21 protein-coding genes and 1 CRISPR repeat array are annotated in these 25169 nt (G+C 47.0%); of the genes, 15 read left to right on the top strand and 6 right to left on the bottom strand.

Annotation, left to right across the window (positions count from 1 at the left end):
* Positions 1-836: 836 nt before the first annotated feature.
* The 5 genes from cas9 to ACQY6Y_RS06855 all read left to right on the top strand — a co-directional run bounded on the left by cas9 (position 837) and on the right by ACQY6Y_RS06855 (position 8112).
* Positions 837-4976 carry a type II CRISPR RNA-guided endonuclease Cas9 gene (cas9, locus tag ACQY6Y_RS06835; RefSeq protein ID WP_428379562.1) on the top strand — a complete coding sequence of 1380 codons (4140 nt, stop codon included), beginning with the start codon at positions 837-839 and terminating at the stop codon, positions 4974-4976.
* Positions 4966-5844 carry a type II CRISPR-associated endonuclease Cas1 gene (cas1, locus tag ACQY6Y_RS06840; protein WP_428379563.1) on the top strand — a complete coding sequence of 293 codons (879 nt, stop codon included), beginning with the start codon at positions 4966-4968 and terminating at the stop codon, positions 5842-5844. The genes cas9 and cas1 overlap by 11 nt, the downstream gene beginning before the upstream one ends.
* Positions 5845-5867: 23 nt before the next feature.
* Positions 5868-6176 (top strand): CRISPR-associated endonuclease Cas2, encoded by a 309-nt coding sequence (cas2, locus tag ACQY6Y_RS06845; protein WP_428379564.1) that lies wholly within the window; start codon positions 5868-5870, stop codon positions 6174-6176.
* An 11-nt stretch (positions 6177-6187) separates the two neighbouring features.
* Positions 6188-6856: a type II-A CRISPR-associated protein Csn2 gene (csn2, locus tag ACQY6Y_RS06850; RefSeq protein WP_428379565.1), complete on the top strand. Its 669-nt coding sequence runs from the start codon at positions 6188-6190 to the stop codon at positions 6854-6856.
* A 54-nt stretch (positions 6857-6910) separates the two neighbouring features.
* Positions 6911-7800: direct repeats of the CRISPR family, unit length 36 nt; unit sequence GTTTTGGAGCAGTGGCATTCTGACTGGTAGTCAAAC.
* A 66-nt stretch (positions 7801-7866) separates the two neighbouring features.
* Positions 7867-8112: a helix-turn-helix domain-containing protein gene (locus tag ACQY6Y_RS06855; RefSeq protein ID WP_428379566.1), complete on the top strand. Its 246-nt coding sequence runs from the start codon at positions 7867-7869 to the stop codon at positions 8110-8112.
* Between the two features lie 308 nt (positions 8113-8420).
* Here the strand turns inward: ACQY6Y_RS06855 and ACQY6Y_RS06860 are convergent, their stop codons facing one another.
* On the bottom strand, positions 8421-9812 hold the full coding sequence (locus ACQY6Y_RS06860; RefSeq protein WP_428379567.1) for an aminopeptidase: 1392 nt from the start codon (positions 9810-9812) through the stop codon (positions 8421-8423).
* Positions 9813-9917: 105 nt separating this feature from the next.
* Positions 9918-10682, bottom strand: coding sequence for a hypothetical protein (locus ACQY6Y_RS06865; protein WP_428379568.1), 765 nt, complete (start codon positions 10680-10682; stop codon positions 9918-9920).
* A gap of 162 nt (positions 10683-10844) precedes the next feature.
* On the opposite strand from ACQY6Y_RS06865, the gene ACQY6Y_RS06870 reads away from it, so the two are divergent.
* Both ACQY6Y_RS06870 and ACQY6Y_RS06875 read left to right on the top strand, forming a co-directional pair.
* The gene (locus ACQY6Y_RS06870; protein WP_428379569.1) at positions 10845-11558 is read left to right on the top strand and encodes a DUF554 domain-containing protein; all 714 of its coding nucleotides are present in this window, start codon (positions 10845-10847) and stop codon (positions 11556-11558) included.
* Between the two features lie 174 nt (positions 11559-11732).
* Positions 11733-12923 (top strand): aldo/keto reductase, encoded by a 1191-nt coding sequence (locus tag ACQY6Y_RS06875; protein WP_428379570.1) that lies wholly within the window; start codon positions 11733-11735, stop codon positions 12921-12923.
* Between the two features lie 26 nt (positions 12924-12949).
* Here the strand turns inward: ACQY6Y_RS06875 and ACQY6Y_RS06880 are convergent, their stop codons facing one another.
* Positions 12950-13621: an NAD(P)H-dependent oxidoreductase gene (locus ACQY6Y_RS06880; protein ID WP_428379571.1), complete on the bottom strand. Its 672-nt coding sequence runs from the start codon at positions 13619-13621 to the stop codon at positions 12950-12952.
* Between the two features lie 232 nt (positions 13622-13853).
* Between ACQY6Y_RS06880 and hisF the strand changes: the two genes are divergently transcribed.
* The 4 genes from hisF to ACQY6Y_RS06900 all read left to right on the top strand — a co-directional run bounded on the left by hisF (position 13854) and on the right by ACQY6Y_RS06900 (position 16337).
* Complete coding sequence (gene hisF, locus ACQY6Y_RS06885) at positions 13854-14636, top strand: imidazole glycerol phosphate synthase subunit HisF (RefSeq protein WP_428379572.1); 783 nt, start codon at positions 13854-13856, stop codon at positions 14634-14636.
* Positions 14637-14657: 21 nt separating this feature from the next.
* Positions 14658-15014: a phosphoribosyl-AMP cyclohydrolase gene (gene hisI / locus ACQY6Y_RS06890; protein WP_428379573.1), complete on the top strand. Its 357-nt coding sequence runs from the start codon at positions 14658-14660 to the stop codon at positions 15012-15014.
* A gap of 46 nt (positions 15015-15060) precedes the next feature.
* Positions 15061-15378, top strand: a complete 318-nt coding sequence (gene hisE, locus ACQY6Y_RS06895) for a phosphoribosyl-ATP diphosphatase (RefSeq protein ID WP_428379574.1) — start codon at positions 15061-15063, stop codon at positions 15376-15378.
* A gap of 68 nt (positions 15379-15446) precedes the next feature.
* Positions 15447-16337, top strand: coding sequence for an HAD-IIB family hydrolase (locus ACQY6Y_RS06900; RefSeq protein ID WP_428379575.1), 891 nt, complete (start codon positions 15447-15449; stop codon positions 16335-16337).
* 16 nt (positions 16338-16353) lie between these two features.
* Here ACQY6Y_RS06900 and ACQY6Y_RS06905 read toward each other — a convergent pair whose 3' ends face one another.
* Positions 16354-17166 carry a PHP domain-containing protein gene (locus ACQY6Y_RS06905; RefSeq protein ID WP_428379576.1) on the bottom strand — a complete coding sequence of 271 codons (813 nt, stop codon included), beginning with the start codon at positions 17164-17166 and terminating at the stop codon, positions 16354-16356.
* 112 nt (positions 17167-17278) lie between these two features.
* Here ACQY6Y_RS06905 and ACQY6Y_RS06910 point away from each other — a divergent pair, with 112 nt between their 5' ends.
* Entirely contained in the window at positions 17279-17959 is a 681-nt protein-coding gene (locus ACQY6Y_RS06910) for an N-acetylmannosamine-6-phosphate 2-epimerase (RefSeq protein ID WP_428379578.1), read from the top strand.
* Between the two features lie 38 nt (positions 17960-17997).
* Here ACQY6Y_RS06910 and ACQY6Y_RS06915 read toward each other — a convergent pair whose 3' ends face one another.
* Complete coding sequence (locus ACQY6Y_RS06915; RefSeq protein ID WP_428379580.1) at positions 17998-18912, bottom strand: glycerophosphodiester phosphodiesterase family protein; 915 nt, start codon at positions 18910-18912, stop codon at positions 17998-18000.
* A gap of 59 nt (positions 18913-18971) precedes the next feature.
* Complete coding sequence (locus ACQY6Y_RS06920; RefSeq protein WP_428379581.1) at positions 18972-21230, bottom strand: GNAT family N-acetyltransferase; 2259 nt, start codon at positions 21228-21230, stop codon at positions 18972-18974.
* A 162-nt stretch (positions 21231-21392) separates the two neighbouring features.
* Between ACQY6Y_RS06920 and uvrC the strand changes: the two genes are divergently transcribed.
* From uvrC to pfkB, 3 genes are all read left to right on the top strand, one after another.
* Positions 21393-23309 (top strand): excinuclease ABC subunit UvrC, encoded by a 1917-nt coding sequence (uvrC, locus tag ACQY6Y_RS06925; protein WP_428379582.1) that lies wholly within the window; start codon positions 21393-21395, stop codon positions 23307-23309.
* Positions 23310-23510: 201 nt separating this feature from the next.
* Complete coding sequence (locus ACQY6Y_RS06930; protein ID WP_428379583.1) at positions 23511-24266, top strand: DeoR/GlpR family DNA-binding transcription regulator; 756 nt, start codon at positions 23511-23513, stop codon at positions 24264-24266.
* On the top strand, positions 24263-25168 hold the full coding sequence (pfkB, locus tag ACQY6Y_RS06935; RefSeq protein WP_428379584.1) for a 1-phosphofructokinase: 906 nt from the start codon (positions 24263-24265) through the stop codon (positions 25166-25168). Before ACQY6Y_RS06930 ends, pfkB begins: the two co-directional genes overlap by 4 nt.
* The last annotated feature ends 1 nt before the right edge of the window (position 25169 follow it).

Genomic DNA, 25169 nt, shown 5'->3' on the forward strand with positions numbered 1-25169 from the left:
GCCCTCTGGAAGTAGACACGCAACGCTTCTTGCCATTCAGAACTTGGCCCCGCACGGGACTTTTTTCATATCAAGCCGTCCTTTGGGGTGGCTTATTTCATGCCGCGACTCCGCACAGAGTCAAGACACATGCCACACGATGTGGGAATGGATCACAAATGGTCGAGAACAACTCACAGTAAATACAGCCTACAGAGGGAAATCAGAACGGTTTGCTTACCAGTCAGAATGCCACTGCTCCAAAATCCATATGTGAAGATACATACGATATGACTACAACTTAAAGCTATTAAAATGAAGGAAAGAAATATTTCTTGAGGAACGCAATGCTTTAGTACGTTTCCATTCCCATTAGTGAATCTCTTCTGCGCTATTTCTACTATCCAGAGAGAAAGGTAGGCCATCCAGGCATAGTGGAATTCAATAGACTTATGGGGGATTTTTCCGTTTTGGAAGAATCAGATATGGATTATCAGAAGTATTACGCTTTATGTCAAAATGACAGCTTGTTGAACAAAATGAGTCCGGGAACTTTCGCGAATCAGGCATGGATGGTGCTAACACTTCAAAGCACCGTGCTTATTAAGGCTTCTTTGGGAGTCTTTTTGTCTTATAAACCACGCTTATCGAAACGTTGCTTCGTACCACTTATAAGTTCTTTTGTAGTTAGGTAAGCTAAGACAACAAAAGAGCCCAGAAGGGCTCTTGGCAAGTCAAGAAGCTGTCTGAACAGCGCCCGAAGGTATTTTTGGCTAGGCCGTATTTTGACTTGCAGTGGCATCTTGACTGGTAATCAAGATGTGATTATTTTAGCACGACATTTCCGGAGGCAGGCTATGAATTTACGCAAAGCAACCAACTATAGTATTGGCCTTGACTTAGGAACTGGTTCTGTTGGCTGGGCAGCTATTGATGAAGCAGGCAATCTTCTTACATTCAAGAAAAAGGCAGCCTGGGGGAGTAGGTTATTTCCAAGTGCAAACCCTGCTTCTGTAGCGAGAATTCATCGTGGTCAGCGGAGACGCTATGAACGTCGCCGACAACGACTTGATCTTTTACAAGCACTGTTTTCAGAAGAAATGCAACGTATCGATCCTGATTTTTTTGTCCGCATGAATCAATCACGCCTTCATCCGGAAGATCGAGCAGAAGGAGGTGGCTATCGCTGGCCGTTCTTCAATGATTCGGATTTTACCGAAAAAGACTATTACAAGAGGTTTCCGACGATTTATCACCTTCGGTCATATCTTTGTCTGTCTTCCGAGCGTGCTGATATTCGTTTAATCTACCTTGCATTTCACAATATCGTTAAATGCCGTGGTAATTTCCTTTATGAAGACATGCCAAGTTTAAGTGCTTGCAATTCCGATATGACCAGTGTAATTGAACGTTTTAGTATTGCTTTGCAAGAATGGTGCGATAGCCTGGGATTCGTTTTTAGTAATTGCGATATTTCTGGACTCGTTACTGCCCTTCAAGAGGGATCAATTTCTAGACGAGAAAGACAGGAGCGCGTTCAGGGGTTATTGGGCATTTATTCAACCGAGGATTCGAAATATGCTAAGGCACTTGCCAAGGGTATTTCAAATGCAGTTGTTGGGCTTGAGGCCACGTTTTCTCAGATGTTTCCCATGGATTCCGAGGAATCGTATAAATTTTCGCTTGAGAGTGAGGAGAAGGTTTCAGAGTATATTGACGCCTCAGCTTGTCCAGATGAAGCGATTTCCTTGTTTGAATCTATTCGAGCGGTCTACTCAGCTTTTGTTTTGTCAAAAATACTGAGACATTCTAATGGGGGAACTATATCCCAAAGTAAGATAGCTGAATATGAGAAATACAAAACAGATCTGGCATTGCTTAAGGATCTTATTAAAACTTATGCACCGCAGTCCTATAAGGATTTCTTTGGCGGGACCTATTATCCTGGTACTAAGCGTTATGACCCAGTACATTCAGGACCGTATACAAGGTACAATCTTCAGCATGGATCCGGTTCATATCAAGAATTTAAAAAGGCAGTGAAAAAGCTACTTGATGAGACCGATGCAATTTTGGACTCTCGATATGGACAAATGCTTCAAGAGTTTGATGAAGAAGCGTTTTTATGGCGGTTAAAGACAAGTGATAACGGGAGCATACCGTATCAGCTTCATCTTGAGGAAATGACAGCAATCATTGAGCATCAGGCACCTTTTTATCCCTTCTTGCAGAAAGAGCGTAAAAAGTTAGAGTCACTTGTTTCGTTCAGAATTCCTTACTACGTTGGTCCACTTACAACTACAAACGCCGCAAAAGATAGAGATGGACACAATCGATTTGCTTGGGCCGAGCGTAAGGCGGGCAAAGAAGACGAACGTGTATACCCCTGGAACTGGGATAAAATAATTGATAGAAACAAGAGTGCTGAGAAGTTTATTCGTCGCATGACTGGCATTTGTACCTATCTCCAGGGTGAACCGGTACTTCCAAAATCCTCACTACTGTACGAAGAGTTTTGTATGCTCAATGAGTTCAATGGATCTCATTGGACACAAGATGGGGATACCCAACATCGTTTTGATGAACAGGATCGACAAGGCATAATTCGTGATTTGTTTAGAAAGCGCAAAGTAACTTATAAACAGGTTGAAGATTGGATGTGCCAACAAGGGCATTTCAACGTACATGTTTCAGGCGGACAAGGCGAGACAGGTTACGAGTCAAAGCTTTCTTCTTATATCTTTTTTAGCAAGGATATTTTGCATGTCGATGAAATCTCTCTGCTAGATTACCCAATGATTGAGGAGATTATCCTCTGGAACACTCTGTTTGAAGATCGTTTGATCTTGCGTGAAAAGATTGAAGAGAAGTATGGCGATAGACTTGATACAGATCAAATTAAAAAGATCTGCAAAAAACGTTTTACCGGATGGGGAAGATTATCAAAAAAGCTCCTGACAGGCATTAAAGCGAAAACGGATTTGGGCAACAAATCAATAATGGATATCCTTCGCGAGGGGAATTCAAATAATGGAGCACGAGCACATACCATGGTGTTTATGGAAGTGTTGCGAGATGATAAGCTGCGCTTTCAGGATTTAATTGACGAAGAGAATCGGAAGCGTATTTCGAGTGGGATGGGTCTTGCTTTGGAGGAGCTTCCTGGTTCGCCTGCTTTGCGCAGGAGTGTAAATCAAGCACTGAGAATCGTTGATGAAATAACTGGTATTACGAAGTGTGCGCCCGCCAATATCTTTATTGAATATACTCGTAATGACAATATGGAAAAGAAGGGTACCCGAACTAAGAGGCGCTATGATGCACTCACAGAGGCAGTTAGAGCATTTAAACGGGACAATCCTGATTTATGTCGGTCAGATCTGCTCAGTGATTTAAAGGAGACAGGATACGCAAATCTTGATGAGCGACTTACGTTGTACTTTATGCAGGGTGGTAAGAGCTTATATTCAAGAAAACCTATTGATATCCGCGATCTGGGTAATACTTCTCATTATCAGATTGATCACATTATCCCTCAATCATATATGAAGGATGACAGCTTTGAGAATAAAGCGTTGGTTCTAAGTGGTGAAAACCAACGTAAATCCGACGCAATGCTCATCGATGAAAGTATTCGCAAAGAGATGGGCGATTACTGGAGAGCACTTCATAATGCAGGACTTATAGGCAATAAAAAATACAACAACTTGATGCGGTCCACCATTTCTGATAATCAAATGAGGGGTTTTATTGCGAGGCAACTCGTAGAAACAAGCCAAATAGTTAAGTCTGTGGCACTCATGCTTGAATCGAAGTACCCTACTGCTCATATTCACCCTATTAAAGCATCGCTTTCTTCGCAGTTAAGGGATACGAATGGATATGTGAAGTGTCGTGAGGTTAATGACTATCACCATGCTCATGACGCATTACTTGCTTGTGAGATTGGTCGCTTTATTACATTACGACATCCTGACATTTTTAATGAGCCGATTAAATATGCTCATGCTATGAGAGAGTTCATAAAAAGACAGAATCAGATGCTCAAGCGTAGTACGCGCGCTCCAGGAAACGCACCTTTTATCATTGCGAGCTTTATGAAAAATGCCGTTGATGAGGAAACGGGAGAAATATATTGGGATGCAGCTTTTGAAACCGAGCGTATACGCAGGTATTTAGAGTATAAAGACTGCTATATTACTCGAATGCCCGAGGAGACAAGTGGCGAATTTTGGAAAACGACAATTTACTCTCCATACGGGGGCAAGCGTGCTGGCACAATTTCGCTCAAGCAAGGCCTAGCAGTTGAAAAATATGGCGGATATTCTTCGATTGAGTATGCTCATTTTGCCTTGTATCTAGCCAAGGATAAAAAGGGTAAAGATAAGCTAGTTCTAACTGGTATTCCGATTCCAGTGCTGCGCGATATAAGAATTAATAGTAGGACAATTGATGATTTCTTCCACGAGGATGCTCGGAATAAAGGGCTGGTATTTATCCGATCGGTACGTGATCGTTTGTTGAAGTATTCAAGAGTTAATGTGGGCAAGGATGAATATTATGTTCCTGCACTTGATGCACTTTATTCATCTAAACAGCTGGTGCTTTCTGCAAAGATGATTCGTATAGCTGCGTTGTCGTGTGATAAGGAGACTGAGGATAGTGCAATTGAACCTGACGATCTTGTTGAGCTATACGATGTATTGACAGAGAAATTAGACTATCTGTGCTCTAAGTTTTCAAATGTTTCTAAAGTGTTACTCTCAAAGAGAGAAGTGTATCTAAGGCTCCCAATTAAAGATAAAAGGGTGCTTATTAGTAATTTATTAAAGTTCTGCAAGGCTTCAACTTCGCGAGTTGATTTGTCTCTAGTTGGAGGACCAAAGCATGCAGGACGCATTCAGGAAACCTCATTAACAGCTTGTCCTGAGAAAGTAATTTTAATTGATCAATCGGTAACCGGAATGTTTGAGCGGAGGATGAAGCTTGAGCTTTAGAACTGTATTTATCGAGAGTAGCTGTCGTCTTTCCTATAAGAGTGGTTATCTTGTTGTGCGTAAAGAGAATGAACTGGTTAAAGTGCACCTTTCGGAAATCTCTTCAGTTATCCTACAGTCGACTCAAGTGTATATAAGTGCCTATTTGCTTTCGGAGCTTGCAAAAAACAAAATATCTCTTGTGGCTTGTGATGAGAAGTTTAATCCAATAGGAGAGTATTTACCGCTGTATGGTGCACATAATGTAAGTGGAAGATTATCTAAACAATTGACTTGGGGTGAGCCAATCAAGAAACGCGTTTGGCAGAGAATTGTAAAAGATAAGATTCGACACCAGGCAATATTTCTAGAAGAGCGCGATTATATTGAAACTTCTAAACAGCTCAAACGTATTGCTGATGAGGTACGGTCAGGTGATGTAACAAACCGCGAAGCTCAGGCCGCTCGTATATATTTTTTAACATTATTTGGACCCAACTTTAGTCGCGATGATGATAGTCCGGTAAATGCAGCGCTCAATTATGGCTACGCTATCCTGCTATCTATTGTTAATCGGGAGATTGTTTCACGGGGATATTTGACTCAATGTGGTATTTGCCACCGAAATGAGTACAACCAGTTCAATTTGGCATGTGACTTCATGGAACCGTTCAGACCGATTGTGGATCACATAGTAAGTGATTTTCTCGGTGGAGATTTCGATCGGGATATGCGGCGAGTACTAGGCGATCTTGCCAATTCAACATTACGGTATCGTGGCGGTATATATCGTTTAGGCTCAGTGGTATCGCTTTATGTTCAAGACTGTCTTAATGCGCTGAATAAAAAGATTGTAATTGAAGAGATTGAAGATTTTGCTGCACTATGAACGGGAAACTTAGGATCCGCTATATGAGGCTTATTGTATTTTTTGACCTTCCAGTTGAAACTGCTGTCCAGAAGAAGCAGTATCGCCAGTTTAGGAAGTTCTTAAATCAGGATGGATATCTCATGCTTCAGGAATCGGTCTATGCAAAGCTAGTTATTAATGAGGGGGCAGCTGGAGCAGCCGTAATGAGGCTTCGGAAACACTGCCCACAAAGCGGGTTAATTCAGGTGCTTAAAGTAACAGAAAAACAATTTTCTACGATGGAATATATAACTGGAAATCGGGATAGATACGATGAGGTGGACACTATGGAAGAGTTCTTAGTGCTATGAAAATATGTGGTATGGGTTTAGAGTCACCACTTGAGATCTATCCTGGCGAACCAACGATTTTGGAAATACATAATAAAGTCCTATTTTCACGTGTATGCCAATCATTGACTACATGTGACATAAGTTCTGCTCCTGAGTCATTTTCGGTCTGGAGTGAAGATGAGGAAGAACTACATATAAATACGGCATTTATAAAAATACAGACTCCTCTGGATTTACCCTGGGATGACAAAGCATTATCTGTGACACTTTACAGACTAGTTGAGCAGCGATTGTATGAGGAATTCGAAACAAGAGAAGAAATAGAGCAACTTGCGCGAGAAATAAACTCGCATATTAATGAGTTTTCTTTGCAGGTAGAAGGTAATTATGGGTTTACTATTGAATGGGATTTACGACGGTATCTGAAGGCTTTTGCGTTTAGGCCGATTGTTGATTCCTCGGCATCGATCTTTGATAACTTGATACTGTTTCTTGAAATATGTTCTGATATGAAAATAAACCAGTCACTTCTATTTATTAACCTCAAACTTTTTTTGTCAGAAAATGAGCTGAAAGAATTCTACAATCAGGTGTTTTTTCTCGGTTTGAGGGTACTAATGCTGGAGTCTATTCCAGATAATAGAGTATTCCTAAGAGAAAGAAAAAGATGCATTGACCTGCATTTTTTAGAAAGCTAAACCTTAATTATCAGTTGGATCCCTTCTTCTAGCAGAGGAGAATTTGCTCTAACGGTTTTGGAGCAGTGGCATTCTGACTGGTAGTCAAACTGCGTGGCGCTCTGGCTTGCCGCCGACGCGGTTTTGGAGCAGTGGCATTCTGACTGGTAGTCAAACGGACAGCATGAGGCTGAGGCAGATTCTGCGGTTTTGGAGCAGTGGCATTCTGACTGGTAGTCAAACTGGCCGGGGACCAGTCCACCAAGGCCACGCGTTTTGGAGCAGTGGCATTCTGACTGGTAGTCAAACCTTCCTGCGCAGCTCAGCGAGCACCTTGTTGTTTTGGAGCAGTGGCATTCTGACTGGTAGTCAAACAGCCTACGCCCTCGGAGAGCGGGCGGGTGTGTTTTGGAGCAGTGGCATTCTGACTGGTAGTCAAACTGGGCCATCCCAAATATCACGGTATGTAAGTTTTGGAGCAGTGGCATTCTGACTGGTAGTCAAACAGTCGTCGGTGCCGTACTTGCCGCCCGAGGGTTTTGGAGCAGTGGCATTCTGACTGGTAGTCAAACGGCCATGGGCAAGGCCATCAAGGACGTGACGTTTTGGAGCAGTGGCATTCTGACTGGTAGTCAAACCTGCGCGTCGAGTACCCGCCACGCCAGACCGTTTTGGAGCAGTGGCATTCTGACTGGTAGTCAAACAGGTTTTCTTGCCCATCACACCATCAATCGTTTTGGAGCAGTGGCATTCTGACTGGTAGTCAAACCCGACGTACTTGCTCGCTTCACTGAGGTTGTTTTGGAGCAGTGGCATTCTGACTGGTAGTCAAACGCGTCCTCAGACATTTGAAGGTTATCGTTCGTTTTGGAGCAGTGGCATTCTGACTGGTAGTCAAACATGATTGTCCGCTATCTACGCACTGGGAAGTTTTGGAGCAGTGGCATTCTGACTGGTAATCAAGCTTAATGTTCGTATACGCAAGTATTTACTTGCGTATACTTATATCTTTCAGTTTGGAGGTGTTAGCTGTGAGAATTGATCGAGTCATACTTGATGTTGTAGAACACTCCACCATGACGGGGGAGCAAGTGAGCGCTGCTCTTGGTAAGTCTCGTGCTTTTGTCTCAGTAGCAGGTGGCAAGGGTAGATCGCCGCGCCTCGATACTGTGGCGGATGTTGCTGACGTGTGCGGCGTGGATGTCGTGCTTATAGATCGAGAGACTGGAGAGAAGATAGGCGCTATAGAGCCACCAAGGAGGGGCCAAAATACATAGAGACATGGATTTAGTAAGAGACATACTTGCGACCTTGGCTGATGCTCCCGGTCCTGTCGATACTATCTTCTGGACCTCTGACAGCGTTTTGGAGCAGTGGCATTCTAACTAGTAATCAAACCGTTGGGGATATGAGTCAGGATTATCGTTTGTCTTCTCAGCGATTTGAGCAATAACAGATTGATGCTCCTATTTAGTGATTGCCCTGCTTATAGACCCTGAACACCAAGCTGGCGTTCTATAGAAAGTGACCCAAATTCCAACAAGGAGTTTGGGTCTCTAAAAAGCGTACTTTGTTCTTTCTTGCGCTATGAGCGCTTGATGAATGCGCAGTATCCCTTATAAGCTTCGTAAACGTCGGCTTTGTTGGAAACTTCCCACAGTGAGTGCATAGAGAGAACAGCTACACCAGCATCTACAACATTCATATCGTATTCGGCAAGAATGAAGGCAATGGTACCACCTCCACCTGCACCAATGCGACCAAGCTCACAGGTTTGGAAGGCAACACCAGCTTCATCCATAATGTCGCGAATCTCAGCAAGATATTCTGCATCGGCATCGTTTGATCCGGCTTTACCGCGCGAGCCGGTGAATTTGTTAAAGCAGAGACCATGTCCCATAATGGCGGCATTTTTCTTCTCAAAGCGATCTGCATAGAGCGTGTCAAAACCAGCAGATACATCAGAGGAGAGCATGCGCGAATGTGCCAGAGCTCGACGCAGCTTAAGGGTGCCGCCTTCACCAGCGAGTTCCATAATCTCAGCAATGCAATTCTCAAAGAAACGGCTTGTCATGCCAGTGGCACCTACAGAGCCAATTTCCTCTTTATCCACGAGAAGGGTAACGGAAGTGCGCTCAACCTCAGGAACTGCAAGTTGTGCAGCAAGCGAGGTGTATGCGCAAACACGGTCGTCTTGGCCGTAGCCCAAAATCATCGAGCGGTCGAGGCCCATCTCACGGGCAGCGCCTGCGGGTACTACCTCGATTTCAGCGGACAAGAAATCTTCTTCGTCGATGTCGTACTTCACTTTGAGAAGATCTAAGAAGAGCTTTTTGACAGGCTCTTTTTCTTCGTCTCCCTCTTCAATTGTGACAGGACGACCTCCCACAATAACGTCAAGGTTCTCGTGATCAACTGCTTCGCTTGCAGGTTTCTTCATCTGATCGCCGGCGAGATGAATAAGCAAATCAGAAACACAGAAGACAGGATCGGAAGCATCTTCTCCCACGCAAACATCCACCGTGGTGCCATCCTTTTTGCATACCACACCATGCAAGGCGAGAGGCGTTGCTACCCAGTGATAGGCTTTTACGCCGCCGTAGTAATGTGTGTCCAGGTAGGCCATGTCGCCAGCCTCATAGAGCGGATTCTGCTTTATGTCGAGGCGAGGGGAGTCAATGTGAGCTCCCAAGATATTCATGCCTTCCTCAAGGGGCTTGGTGCCCAGATTTACGAGCATTACTGTCTTTTTGTGGTTAACAGCATAGACCTTATCGCCGGCAGAAAGCTTACGTCCCTCAGCGACAACTGTTTCAAGATTGACATATCCTGCGTCCTCAGCGAGCTTTACTGTGGCTTGCGCACACTCGCGTTCAGTTTTATTTTCGCTGATAAACGCGCGATAATCTGCGCAAATCTGTTCAAGTTTTTCAAGTTCATCTTGGTCGTAGGACTTCCAAGCGTTCGGACGCTCCATGGCATACCTCTCTTATTTTGTATGGGAGAACTCCCGCCAGTAATCCGATTAAGATCTAAGGGAGATAGTAGCATGGCTCTGTGTTGGACTCTGTGTCGCTGGTTTCTACTTCTTAGCGCCACAAGCACAATATTGGTAGTCCACGTAGGTTTCTGTTTTATATGAGCCGTGATCTTCCTGGTGGGATCCAACCTGGACTTTCTCGGTTTTGCTGCGGTTTACGTAGTTGCCAATATATCCTTCGTTTCGCATTTTCTCGATAATGAGGCTCTTGAACGCGTCATAGTCTGCATCTGTATAGAACCAGTATGTCTCTCCATCGCTGTACCAATTTCCATCGGAATGCTGTGTATAGAGCTGACCTCCTCGAATGGTTTGTGTTTCGTAGTCGGGCACCGTAACCATATTGGATACCCACACTTGTCTGGAGGCCGTGTGATCTTGCCATGTATGCGTATGAGAGCTGTTCCCAGTATTATTTGAATCATCGCTCTTGCTTGCGGAAGTACCTGCTGCTTTTTTGTTTGTTGAGCTTTGCTTGTTAGACGATGAACCATTTTGTTGGCTGTTTGATAAATGAGAAGAAGTGGTGGAAGAAGCTTGTTTGTCTTTATTGTTTTCAGTTTTATCTGAGGTTTTCTCTTTTTGTTGATTGTTTTTAGTCGTTACCTGGTCTTTATTGTTGTCGGAGTCAGTGCTTGTTGTAGCTTCAAGGGCATTTTGATTCCAGTTATTGTCTGTTCCTGTATCTGGTATTGCAGGGAAACCAACAACAATTAACACCAACGCCAAGCATAAGCCGATTATTCCAGCTCCTGTCGCGATAGCTTGTTTCTTATGTGTCTTTAGCTGATCAAGGAGGTTTTTCATGAGGAGCACCCTTTCGTCAGGATCCCTATAGTGGGAAGTGTTTCTCGATACCCTCATCCTAGGAACCGTGTTTACGCTGATATAGTGTTTTTGGTAGCGTGAAAAAAGATTTGTCCTGCACATGATGTGATGCTTTACACCAAAGGAGAACATGCGATACGTATGATCGGTTTAGGAACACTTCTCAATGTTGTGCTTATCTTGGTAGGTGGGGCAGTAGGTCTTTTTGATGGTCGTCTTATCGCGCCTCATGTGCAAGAGGGCTTGCTTAAAGCAACGGGAGTAAGTGTTATCTTCATTGGCCTTGCTGGTGCACTACAAGGCATGCTCTCCATAAATAATGGAGAGCTCGTTTCTGGTGGAACAATGCTTGTTGTTGCAGCTCTTGCGCTTGGCACGCTTATAGGTGAGCTTCTCAATATCAACGGTGCACTTGAGCGCTTTGGGGTATGGTTGCGTCGCGTTTCCGGCAATACAGAAAACAAACGTTTTCTCGATGCTTTTCTAACAGCTACTTTTACCGTGTGTATTGGGGCAATGGCAGTTGTGGGTTCTATTCAAGACGGCATTCTTGGCGACTGGTCTACCCTTGCTCTTAAAGGTGTGCTTGACGCACTGATAATTGCCGCAATGACTGCATCTATGGGTGTTGGATGCCTGTTTTCAGCTATTCCTGTTGGAATTTTGCAAGGTTCTATAACCTTACTTGCACGTGCTATAGAGCCCATCATGACCGATGTTGCTCTCGCGAATCTTTCTGTGGTGGGATCGATTCTTATCTTCTGCGTGGGCGTCAACCTTGTCTATGAGCGTACCTTTAATACCGCAAATATGCTTCCCGCTGTTGTAGTTGCTGTTGCTCTTGCCTTTATCTAGTACCGAAAAAAATGAGGGTATGCGAATTCACTTGAGATGAGATTATCCAAAAATAAACTGTGTACTATCAAAACAGGAGCAAATACAGGTCACGGATAAAACAATTTGTGATGCAGCGATAATTTAATGTTGCTCCCAAAATGGACAATCCATACTTCTGAACAGGAGTTTTTCATGCAGTACCGGATAAACCCACGCAATGGTGAGAAAATCTCTGCGCTTGGTTTGGGCTGCATGCGTTTCCCAGGTCCTCCAGGACATCCTGACCATAAGCAAGCGCGAGCTCTCATTGCTCATGCATATGAGTTGGGTATCAATTATTTTGACACTGCCTATCTATACCCCGGTAATGAGGTGGCTGTTGGTTCGGCGTTAGGAGAGCTTGGCATACGTGACCAGGTCTTTATTGCTACAAAACTGCCACATGGTTCCTGCCACTCTCAAGAAGACTTTGACAAGTTCTTTTCTGAACAGCTTAGAAGACTTCGCACGAGCTACGTGGATTACTATCTCATACACAATGTAACAAGTCCTGCTCAATGGAAACGTTTGTGTGAGCTGGGTATTGAGTCGTGGATTGCGCAACAAAAAGCAGCTGGACGGATTAAACAGATTGGCTTTTCGTATCACGGTAGTAGGGGCGATTTCCCCGTCTTGCTCGATGCCTATGATTGGGACTTTTGTCAGATTCAATACAACTACGTTGGCGAGAATTACCAGGCTGGTACAGCAGGTCTTAAAGCTGCGGCAGAACGTGGGCTTGCCGTGTTTATTATGGAACCGCTTCTCGGTGGACGTCTAGCGGATAAGCTGCCCCAAAATGCTGCAAGTATTTTCGAGAAAGCTGCTACGCCTCAGCTTGCAACGCCGGCTGCATGGGGGCTTTCCTGGGTGTGGAATCACCCAGAGGTGACGATGGTGCTTTCTGGTATGAATACCATCGCTCAGCTTGATGAGAATGCAACCCTTGCCGATCATGCACTGCCAGACTCATTTACCCCACAGGATCATGCGGTTATCGAGCGTGTTCGAGAGGTGTTTGAACTCAGTAATCGAGTACCTTGCACAGGATGTAACTATTGCATGCCGTGTCCTCAGGGAATCAATATTCCCGGATGCTTTGCTGCGTACAATGCAAGCTTTGCATATGGATGGTTTACCGGGGTAAGCCAATATTTCACTGCAAGTGCTATCCGCACTACACAGCCCAAACTTGTGAGCAATTGTATTCACTGTGGTGCCTGCGCTCGCAAATGTCCACAGCATATCGATATCCCTGCGCGTCTGGTTGAGGTAGGACATCGCTTTCAACCTGGACCGATCGGTTGGGCGCTGGCGCGGTTTGCTCAACGTAAAAGGCAATAACAGACCGCGCGCATTAACTGTTCCGACTATTTAACGTATTCCACAACCTCATTCATTGGTCGACGCATCTTAGGATGCGGGCGGTGGCTCGGATCGTGCACGCCAAACTGAACTAAGATTGACACACCCCATTGCTCAGGATCAAACAACTGATGGTCAACAAGCACCTTGGTTAAGGCTTCACGGTTGTATCCCTCAATAGGGGTGGCGTCGATACCCATAACTGCTGCTGCGGTGAGCATATTAGCAAGCACAATATACGTTTGCTTGCTTGCCCAATCAAAGAGTGTGCGCTCGCTATCCAAAACATGAAGATCATTTTGTTGGAATGAGTTGAAATGCTCTTTGAGCGTCTCGATATCGGCGTCTGTCATGCCTTTAACGTGCTGATTAATGTTGTAGAACCAGTCACTTTCAATGGTGACACCGCGTTTGGCTAAGATAACGATTGTACGATCTGCGTTCTTCTTGGCACCCCAGGATGCTGCCAAAATCTCTGCGAGCAGTTCCTTGTTTTCAATAACTAAAAACTTCCATGGTTCCAAGCCAAAAGAGCTAGGAGAGAGTCGACCTGCTTCGAGGATAGTATTAAAAGCCTCGTCTGAAATGTGCTCTTCGGGGTTATAGCGTTTGCAGGCAAACCGCTTTTTCAAGGCATCAAGGAGAGTAGTGCCAGCGTTACGTGAAGAGGAATCCATACCTGACCTCCTTAGAGGGTTTACCAATTGAAATGGATATTCCCTTACTGTTCCAGATCTTACAACCTCGTTGAGGATTTTGGTGACTTCGATGCAGCTGATGCTGTCTTCAGTGCCAGCAGTATTTACCTAGTCTGTTAATAACTGGGTGCGTGTCACTGCTCTTCGGTCTTCTCGCTGGATCTCCACGGTATGATTGGCCTTATATTCAATCTCATGCGAAAGGGTCTGTATGCTTACAAGGCGCGTCATACCATGTCTTGATGTTAAAGATGGCCGCGTTGTGAAAGGCGTCAACTTCGTGGATTTGCGCGATGCCGGAGATCCGGTTGAGCTTGCGCGCGCCTATGACAGAGAAGGCGCAGACGAAGTAGTGTTTCTCGATATCACGGCAACGTCAGATAACCGTGCCACTACCATAGATTTAGCGAGTCGAGCAGCTGCTGAACTACGCATTCCATTTACCGTGGGTGGTGGCTTTCGCGATGTAGCAGGATGCCGCACGATGATTGCAGCTGGGTCAGACAAGGTGTCGGTAAACTCAGCCGCTGTTCGAAATCCAGATCTTATTACGGCTGCTGCTACTGCATTTGGCAGTCAGGCTGTTATCTGTGCTATCGACGCAAAACGAGTAGGTGAACCCGGACGTCCAGGAGCGGATCGTTGGGAAGTATATCTGGCAGGTGGACGTGAACCGACAGGTATTGATGCTGTGGCATGGGCGGAGGAAGCCGCGCGACGTGGTGCCGGTGAAATATTGCTTACCAGTATGGATCGCGATGGAACTAAAGAGGGCTTTGACCTTGCGCTTACTCGTGCTGTGGCACGAGCAGTACCTATTCCGGTTATTGCATCGGGTGGTGTGGGCACGCTCGAGCACTTCGCAGAAGGTATTCTGGAAGGTGAGGCCGACGCTGTGCTTGCCGCTAGTGTGTTCCACTTCGGTACTTTTAGTATCCGTCAAGTAAAAGAATACATGGCCAGTCAGGGCATTCCAGTTCGTCTGGATTTTTAAGTGTGAGAGGAGTGCACTGTTGTGGCAACACCAAAGAGAGAGATTATTTCGCCTGACCAAGTAACATTTGACGATAAGGGTCTTGTACCTTGTGTGGTGCAACAGTACGACACGGGCGAGGTTCTTATGGTTGCATGGATGAACGCGGAATCGCTTCGCCTTACGCTTGAGACAGGCACAACCTGGTTTTGGAGTCGCAGTAGACAAGAGCTTTGGAATAAAGGTGCTACCAGCGGTAATATGCAGAGATTAGTGGAGCTATGGGCTGATTGCGATTCAGATACCCTGCTTGCGCGTGTAGATTCGCCAGGCCCTGCTTGCCACACCGGTGCACGCAGCTGTTTCTTTAAGCAGTTTATGTATCCCGCGGGCACCTAAACATATTCAGTAGAAGCTGCAAATTACCGCATATAACGGAGGAAGTATGGGAGTTCGCACAGCAAACGTACACGAGGGCAATATCGGAGAAACCCTTACGGGGCTTGCAGCAGTCATTCATGGCCGTCGTGAGGCATCGCCTGAGGAGAGTTACACTGCCCGCTTGCTTGTTGGTGAGGAAGACTCTCTGCTCAAAAAACTAGCTGAAGAATCGAGCGAGATTATCATGGCGTGCAAAGATCGCGACCATGACCATATTCGTTATGAAATGGGAGATCTTGTCTATCATCTCATGGTAGTTATGGAGCGATACGATATTTCGCTCGGCGAGCTTGCCGGTGAACTTGACGCCCGTAGACACTAGCTTCTTGCTATCTCTTACGACTGTAATTGCGTACCATAGTACTGCTTAACACATGCGAAGGAGTACTTATGGCAAGGGATGCTTCTACACGTTCTACGGGTTTATCCGCACACTATTTGGATCCATCAAAAGCAGTCGCTTTTTTCGATATTGATGGCACGCTTGTATGGCGTGACTTTGAGGCTCTCGCCAGCGGTGGTTCAGCTGAAGGAGTTGTAGGCTCCTTTGGTGCAGCCCCTACGCCTGCAGTATACGATGCCTTTCGTCGTATGACAGCACGCGGACACGCTTCCTTTATTTGTACTGGTCGTCCCCTTTGTATGATTTATCCTTCGCTTCGTGAGTTGCATGCAACGGGAATTGTGGCATGTGCTGGTGCGTATGCCGCTGTTGGCAACGAGATAATTCGTGATGAGCATATCGACCCAGAACTTGTTATGTGGGTGTTAGAGCTTTTCTCCCAAACTGGTGCGAATGTTCTTATGGAAAGCAATACGCATAGCATTGAGCTATGTGCTCCAGGGGTTGCTCCGCTGTTCCCAGGGTCTGATGCTACAGAGTCCATTGCTGAGGTGGCAGATCTAGCTCATAGAGCACCTTTCGCAAAATTCTGTGCGATGGGTTTGTCTCAAGAGACGTTGGATCAGCTTCGTCCCGAGCTGGAAAAGTTTTTCACCATTTGCGATCTCCAGGGCGGGGTTTATGAGTTTTCCCTCAAGGGAGTTGATAAAGGCACCGCTATTACAGCGGTTCTTGAATATTTTGGCCGTTCTGACAATCGCATCAATACCTATGCGTTTGGCGATTCAGAGAATGACTTATCTATGGCGCCCGCAGTTGAAACGTTCGTAGCTATGGGAAATGCATTACCCAATGTACAAGCCGCAGCAGACTATATCACCGATTCTTCTGCCGACGATGGCGTGGTTACAGGCTTAGAGCACTTTGGGGTCATTTAACTGACCCCTTTAGTGGCTACTCCAATGGCATCGTTTCCCATGAGCCATCGGCATGCGGTACCTCAATTTCACGGTAGCCTGCGGCTGCGGCATAGGCGTATGCATCACGAATACCCCATGCTATGTCGGCGCTGGTATGAGCATCGGATCCAACGGTGATAGGAACTTCTGCTCGTTTGAATGCACGAAGAAGTTCAGGAGCTGGATAATAGCCTCCGACAGTTTTTCTCAAGCCGGCAGTAGATACCTCTATGCGGCGATGCGTGTCATGAGCACACTCTGCCATCCGCTTATAAAGCGGGGTAAGGTTCATTGTGGCTGGATACCCTTCGTTGCGGAAACGTGCGGCTAAGTCTGGATGGGCCATCGTGTCAAAGTTCAGGGGAGAGGCGCACGCTAAACACCAAGCATCAACATATCTGCGCCACACTTCATCAGCGCCTAAATCTTCCCAAATAGATAGATCGTTTACATCATCAATCCATCGACCATCAACCCAGTGAATTGATCCTAAACGTACAACTGCTCCTGAGCTCCAACGTTCTGTATTGGCTTCGCAACCCTCATACCAGTCACATTCAAATCCATAAACAACTTCAACAGATGGATGGCGCTCGGCGGCAGCGGCGAAATCGGCAGCACGACGAGATAAGTCTTCCTCATGAACACCAACCTCTTGCTTAGGATCCATTTCAGCAGGAAGGGTGAGATGATCCGTGGCAACAAGCACCTTGCATCCCGCTGCTTCGGCAGCAGCTACGTTGGCCTCAGGAGAATCTTGCCCATCAGAGTAAAACGTATGAGTATGACAATCTACGATTGGTGTCATGAATCCTCCTCGTTTTTCACCATGAACTACGTGTAGGATAGGACAAACCATCCCGGCATCTTTTATAAGCTTACAGTTTTACTAGCATTTCGACTCGAAATCTGAGGGTGCTATGAGAGAAGAGATTGCATCACTTCAAGGTGGTCTTATAGTAAGCGTGCAAGCCTATCCAGGAGAACCTTTACGAAACCCTGAGACGATGGCTCAAATGGCACGCGCTTGCGAATTGGGTGGTGCAGCAGGAATTCGTTGTCAAGGTCTTGCCGATATAGCTGCTATTCGAGAGCGTGTATCTATTCCCGTTATTGGCCTATGGAAAGCCGGTAAGGAAGATGTTTATATAACCCCAACTTTGCGCCATGCCCGTGCCGTGTGGAATGCAGGAGCTGATGTTGTGGCTCTTGATGCTTCAGATAATCCGCGGCCAGATGGTCGTACATTTGAAGAAACTGTTGCTGCACTCAAAGAAGACGATGTGGCACTTATGGCAGATTGCCGCAATATTGAGGATATTCGTCGTGCAGTAGCGGCGGGATGTGATCTTGTTTCTACAACCCTTTCTCATGGCACCGCTGCCATTGATTGTGGTCAGGCGGATGGTCCAGATATAGCTCTGCTTACTCAGGCGGCCAGAGAATTTCCCCAGGTCCCGCTTGTTTGTGAGGGACGCGTGCATACACCTGAAGATGTTCAAGCTGCACGCAAGGCAGGTGCTTGGGCAGTTGTAGTGGGAACCGCCATCACGCATCCAACCACACTGACGAGTTGGTTTGTGGATGCTCTGAGTTCGTAGGTTTGTGGACGCACTCAGGCGAAATATCAGGTAGTACTTCAGAGAATGGCAGAACGTGGGCTTGGAACAAACCCCTCAAAAATGACAGGCGCTCCTTCACTCTCTGAAGTAATCATGGCGTCCTTACTGCGAATGGTCCACGTTACAAGACGTACGCCTAGTTTGCTGCAAACAATCTGTACGGCGGCATTGTGTCTATCTTCAAATCGATATGATACAAAGTCGGGTCTTCCGATCGGGTTGCCCAACAGAGCTGAAGCACTCCAGCGTAAAAATAAGGATTGGTCTTCGGTCGTGTCGTCTTGAAGAAAATTCTCCGACAGCTGGCCACGGATAATGTCTGGCCGATGGACTCGCAGCCAGAGTAAAACACGCGGATCAAAACTCTCGATAACATAGCGCACATTGCGTTTATCGAGAGCCTTTACGGCCTGTTCGGTCAGTGCAAAAGCATTTGATCCATATGTTTTGAGCTCAATAATAATTGGTGCGGGCATCGTGGCAGCTGGTGTGGTGGCATCCCATTCAAAGATTTGGAGGACCTCGTCAAATAGAGGAATACGTTCATTGGTGCCGGCGAGGCGTAGCTTTGAGAGCTCCTTATACTCCATTTTTTCCACAATGCCTTTTGTGCCACACATGCGGAATACATCTGAGTCATGAAAGACTACGAGAGCGCCATCCTTGGTAAGATGCACATCCAACTCGGCACCAAAACCATAATCGCGTGCCTGCTCGAAGGCGGGGATTGAGTTTTCTGGTATACCCTGGGTTTTGTCATGCAGGCCACGATGCGCATAGCGATAGTGGCATATCTGTCGCCAGCGGTTTTCAATAAGTGCATCTTTACGCGGCGAAAAAGACCAGACGGTAGCAGCAGCTCCTGCCGCTGCTGCAAGAGTACCGAGTGTTGTGGTGGCTGCAATTTCTAACGGCCGCTTTGTTCGTGCCATGGCACTCCAACTTTCTGTAGCTATTCCTCAGAAATACGTTTTATGTCGAACGATGGGGCTTAAAACGACGTGTCAGTTGGCTCAGGATAATAACGGGCAAACTTACGATGCTGGTTTTTCTCGGTGAGCTCAACATCCAAGCGTCTACGTGGTGCCATATCGGCTGCGTAACGCTGAGGGTCATAGACTTTGCCAGCTGCGACCAATTCATTAACCTCACGCGCTAGCTCCGGATCGCGCACATAGCGACGTACCAATGAGACGGGGACAAGCGTATAGAGGATCTTTTCATCAGCTTTGAAGCAGCGCTTGCCTTTGCCATCTACAACGTCGGTAACGAGCGCGCGCATAGGGTTTACACCCGCTGCGCACACATAGAACGAATTGCGTCCAATGCGTGGGTTAACCTCGAGAAAGAGGATGCGCCCGGTGGCAGGATCACGCTTAATGTCAAAGTTTGCAAAGCCCTGATAGCCCACAGAGGAGAGCAGGCTGGCTGCACGATCCCAAAGATCAGGCATGGGGCGTGTAATCATAGCAACGGGGTTACCGAGCATTGAAGGCGCATGATCTTCCAGAAGAACCTGAGCTGATCCAAAAAGTTGTGGTTTGCCGTTTGAGCCCATGTAAATTGTGAGACTATCCATATAGGTATCATCACCGCGGATGAGTTCCTGTACGAGGAAATCTCCGGTAAAACCATCCGAGCGCAGCTGATCCCAGAGTTCATCAAGCTCAGACTGCTTTTCGATGAAATAGACCTTCTTAAACCCATGAAGGAGCTGGCCAGCATACTCGGAAGAGCGGGCTGGTTTAGCTACCAGGGGGAACGGAATTGCGGTGGGCGCAATCTCGTCTGTCCCGGCAAGTGAGACAACCTCAGTGAGTGGTGTATCTAAACCGTGTTCTGCACAGAGCTTAGCAAAGGTTGCTTTATCCGAAACCAAACGAATGGCCTCTTCGTTTGGGATGGGGCATACGCAGTTCTCAGGGAACGTGTCTTTGCAATGTGACAGCACGCTGATAAGAGCATCGGTATTGCCAATAACAACACAGGTAGCGTCGCTTTTTTCCTGTGCAAGTGCTGTTACTACACGAGAAACTTCAGTCTCATCTAGACGCTCCACGTGATGCACAGAAACAATGCTTGAATGGGCGACTGCAGCTATGGGCGCAGAGGCCAAAATGTGACTCTGCACATGAAAAGCCTCATGAAACTCACGAGCGAGTGCATAGGAGCCAATGTCGCCACCAAGAATGATGGGAACAAGATCTTTCCGTGGCTGGTTGCGGCGGGCTTGTTCTGCCTTAGCTTGTTTGCGTTCGCGCCGTGCTGCTATTACGTGGCGTGCGCTGCACAGTGCGCCATAAAATGCCTGTTTTATAGGGATGTCGCGATCGGGGGCAACCTCGAAAACCTCTTTGGAAAACTTCGTCTTAAACTCGTTGAGTCCCATGAGTGAGGGGGAGAAGTCGCTGCCAATGGCCATCATGTCGTAGTCGGTGCATCCAAGCTTGCCAAGCTCAACACATTCGAAGAGCACAAGTTGGTCTGTCACATGAAAACGCATGGTCTCATTGCGCGAGGCTCCGTAATAGCGTACTGCTCGTGTGCCGGAGATGGTTACGATAGACCACGTAACGACACGGCCATCAATACGTCCAGCAAATACTCGGCAATGCTCAGGCCCAAGCATTGAAATCATATCTTGATAGTCGGAAAGTGGCGCCGGAGTAAAGCCATCTCGCTTGCCTGTCTCACACATCACTTCGTGATACTCGGCAAACGAGGCAAGTGCAAGATCTGTTTCATCTGCACAGGTAGCAGGGCTCTCTCTTAAGGCTTTGCGTACATCACGACGTCCACGAGGCTTCATACGCGCAAGAATATCGTCCTGATCGCCAGCAAGATCAATAATGACGGTCCGATCATAAGGAATACCCGAAAGCACGGGGTGACACTCGGGCAAATCTGCCTTAACAGACATGCGGATAAAGGCAATATGACGGTCGCGCTTGTGGACATAGTTGCGAATAGCCTGCACAACTGCTTGCTCAAGTTCTGGTGTTGGAGTTTGGGCCCATACAGGAGCATGGTGTGCTCGCAGATAGTGATAGCCATGAGTTGCATAGTCGGTAAACGAAACAACGGCAATAACTTCACTCTTGTCTTCTATAGCAATGCAGCCCCATGGAGTGCGTCCATCAATGGTGGCTTGATAGTTTGACCATACGGCAGTCTGTTCTATAGGAAGAGGTTCAGACCATGTGCTTGCGATTGCCTCAAGCTCCTCGATGGTAATATCTTTGATTTGCATGCTATCCCTCATGTCAAGTATGTATGCTATGCAGCTTTGTTACTCAAGCGCAATATTCTACTCGGGTGTTACAGACTGCAGACGCAGGACGTCTTCAAGATAAGGGTATGCATGGTAAAACCAGAGTTTGCTCAAAGTAATCTGCAGCCAAAAGGAGGGTGTATGGCGCAAGCTTCTCACAATGAGCACTTAGCCAAACTTGCTTCTCAGGTGGCACAAGTTCCCACTGAGCCAGGCTGTTATCTCTGGAAAAATGCTTCAGGCGACGTGCTTTATGTTGGGAAAGCGAAGAATTTACGCGCGCGTATGCGTCAGTATGTGCAACTATCCGATGAGCGGCCGATGGTGCCGCGTCTTATGGCTGCGACAGATTCATTTGATTATGTGGTCGTAGGCTCAGAACATGAAGCACTTGTATTGGAGCGCAATCTTATTGCGCAATATCGTCCGCCATTTAACGTAGATCTCAAGGATGATAAAAGCTATCCCTTTATCGCCATCACCGAGTCTGATGTATTCCCAGCCATTAAATATACGCGCGAGCATCACCGGAAAGGCACGCGCTACTTTGGTCCTTATACCGATGCGCGAGCAGCGCGTGAGACGATAGATACTCTTCGTAAAGTAGTGCCAATCTGTCTTGCAACCTGTGCAGAGTGGAAACGTGCGAAACGCATGCTTGATAGAGATCCAACGCAGGCAGCAATTGCAAACATGGTACTTGCTGAGAAATGTCGTCCTTGCTTTGACTATCACGTTGGACGTGGGCCGGGTGTTTGTGCAGGCATGATAGATACGGTGGAATACGCTCGTCATGTGGCTCAGGTTGAGCGTTTTCTTGAAGGACATCGCTCGCAGATTGTTGGGGAGCTTACCGAACAGATGCAGCAAGCAGCGGCTGACTTAGATTTTGAACGTGCTGGACGCATCAAGGGAAGGCTCGAACGAATCCAGGCGCTCGATGACAAACAACAAGTGGTGCTTCCTTCAGCGGTAAACCTTGATGCTATTGGGTTTTATCGTGAGGAAACTATCAGCTGTGCCTGTGTGTTTGTTGTACGCGAGGGTCGAACAATTCGATCGGTTGAGTTTATCCTCGACAAGGGTTTGGATGTTGGAGCAGAAGAGCTCGCGGAAGGTTTTTTGAAGCGCTACTACGATGAAACCTCCGACGTGCCCGCAGAGGTTGATCTGGATTGTGAGCTTGCGGATGCTGCTGTTATAGCGGAATGGCTTACCGAGAAGCGTGGCCATGCTGTACACCTACACCGTCCTCAACGTGGTGAGAAACGCCATCTACTTGATATGGCTGCTACAAATGCACGTCATGCCCTGGTGCGTTACATGGTGAGAACAGGCTATGCAGACGATCGTACCAATCAAGCATTGCTTGAGCTGGAAAGCGCACTCGCGCTTGAAGGCCCACCTTTGCGCATTGAGTGCTTTGACATCTCTACGCTCCACGGGCATTTTACGGTTGCTTCTATGGTGGTGTTCACCAATGGACGTGCGGATAAGTCACAATATCGTCGCTTCAAAATTCAGACCCCACTCACTGAAGCCAATGACTTTGTGTCGATGTCAGAGGTGTTGGGTAGACGTTACGCACCTGATCGAATGGCTGATGAGCGTTTTGGAAAGCGTCCTGATTTAATCGTGGTTGATGGCGGTAAGCCCCAGCTTACAGCTGCGGTAAACCAGCTTCAGGAACTTGGTCTCGATATTCCGGTATGCGGCTTGGCAAAATCTGATGAGGAAATTTTTGTTACGTGGGACGAAGCGCCGGTTGTGTTGCCTTCCGGATCACCCTCGCTGTATCTCATCAAACAGGTTCGTGACGAATCCCATCGCTTTGCCATTACTTTTCACCGAGAGCTGCGTGGTAAGGCCATGACGGTTTCGGTACTTGATGATGTTCCTGGTGTAGGGCCAAAACGCAAACGCCTTCTCATGCGCCATTTTGGTTCTCTTAAACGTCTTCGTGCAGCCTCTGAAGAGGAGATAGCTGCAACAGAAGGGATTTCGGAAATGGTGGCTCATGCTATTTGGCAAGCACTTCATGAGTCACAAGATTTTTGATTGGAATTGCTTAATTATGATTAGTAATGATGAAAAATGACCGTTTATGACTGATTTTTGACCGTTTACCCCGCATTTGAACAATTTTGAACAAATCTGATTGAAATTGATTGATAATGATGCCACCGATCAAGGAGGATTGATGTTGTCCCAGTTCGCCCTGCACACAGTCTCCTGTGCTGCCGACCCATACATCCAATCATGATTGCTGAAGAGCGCCTTGCGCGCATTGTAGGAATGGTTGAGAGCATGGGTACGGCAAGCGTGAACGATCTTGCCGAAGCACTTCATGCCTCTGAATCAACTATTCGCCGTGATTTGGATAGGCTTGATCAAGAGGGTCGTCTCATTAAGGTGCGTGGTGGCGCTACGCTCAATAGATCCTCCATTCCAGGTGTTCTCCGCGATTCAACCATCACTGAGCGTTCGGCGCTTCATGTGAAAGAAAAAACAGCTATTGCAACCTATGCAGCAACTCTCATCGGTCCCGATGATTTTGTCTACCTCGACGCAGGCTCTACGGTTGATAAGCTCGTTGATGCGCTTGCCCCGACGCAAGCTCATTTTGCAACAGACTCTATTTCGCATGCCACAAAACTAGCGGCACGTGGATGCGATGTTGTTGTTATAGGAGGAGAGCTAAAAAGTGTTACCGAGGCTCTTGTTGGTCCCGATGCGTTGGCAACAATAGGGCGCTATCACTTTACCGTGGGCTTCTGGGGTGCAAATGGCATTACTGTTTCGGCTGGCTACACCACGCCTGATAGAAACGAAGCCATCATAAAGCAGGTGTCAATGGAACGAACCGAACGGCGTTATGTTCTAGCCGATGCTTCCAAGTTCGGGTGCCTGAGTCTCGTTGAATTTGGTGCATTTGATACAGCAACAATTCTTACTGCAGGTAATTTAGCTGAGGAATACCAAAACTTCGAAAACGTTGTGGAGGTTAGCGCATGATCGCAACTGTTACGTTTAACCCAGCACTTGACTACATTGTTCGCGTAAGCGACATGCGACTTGGAAGTATTAATCGCGCTACGTACGAACGGGTGCTTCCTGGTGGTAAGGGCATCAACGTTTCCATTGTGCTTGGAAACCTTGGCCATGAGAGTCGTGCATTGGGTTTTGTAGCAGGATTTACTGGCAATGAGCTTGTGCGACTGTGCCGTGATGCTGGTGTTTCTTGTGATTTTGTCCATGTTAACGAAGGTATGACGCGCATTAACGTAAAGGTTAAAGCTGCAGAAGAAACCGAACTTAATGGACAGGGACCCGCAATTTCAGCCGAGAATGTCGATGAGCTGCTCGCGAAGCTCGATCAGCTTGTTGAAGGCGACACGCTCGTTATTTCCGGTTCGGTTCCTACCATACTTCCTCATGACATGTATGAGCGCATCATGACAAGGCTTGATGGTCGTGGAGTGCGCGTAATTGTAGATGCTGAGCGTGATTTGTTAACGCGCGTTCTTCCACTGCATCCTTTCCTAGTAAAACCAAACAACCATGAGTTGGGCGACATTTTTGGGGTAGAGCTCAAGACCCGCGACGAAGTCATTCCGTATGCCAAGAAATTGCAGGAAATGGGCGCTGCTAATGTTTTCGTTTCCATGGCGGGTGAAGGTGGCGTCTTGGTTGCAGAAACCGGGGAAGTTTTCCAGAGTCCCGCAGCAACGGGAACTGTTGTCAATTCTGTGGGAGCTGGCGATTCTTCTGTAGCAGGCTTTATCGCAGGCCTTATGGAGACAGGCAGCTATGAGCAGGCATTCCACATGGCGCTTGCAACTGGTTCTGCGAGTGCCTTCTCTGAGGAGCTTGCTACCCGTCCAGAGGTAGAGGCACTGCTTGCGCGTAACGCGTAAC

Origin of the sequence: Olsenella sp. Marseille-QA0557 (genome assembly GCF_965119725.1) — a bacterium.
GTDB lineage: Bacteria > Actinomycetota > Coriobacteriia > Coriobacteriales > Atopobiaceae > Coprovicinus > Coprovicinus avistercoris.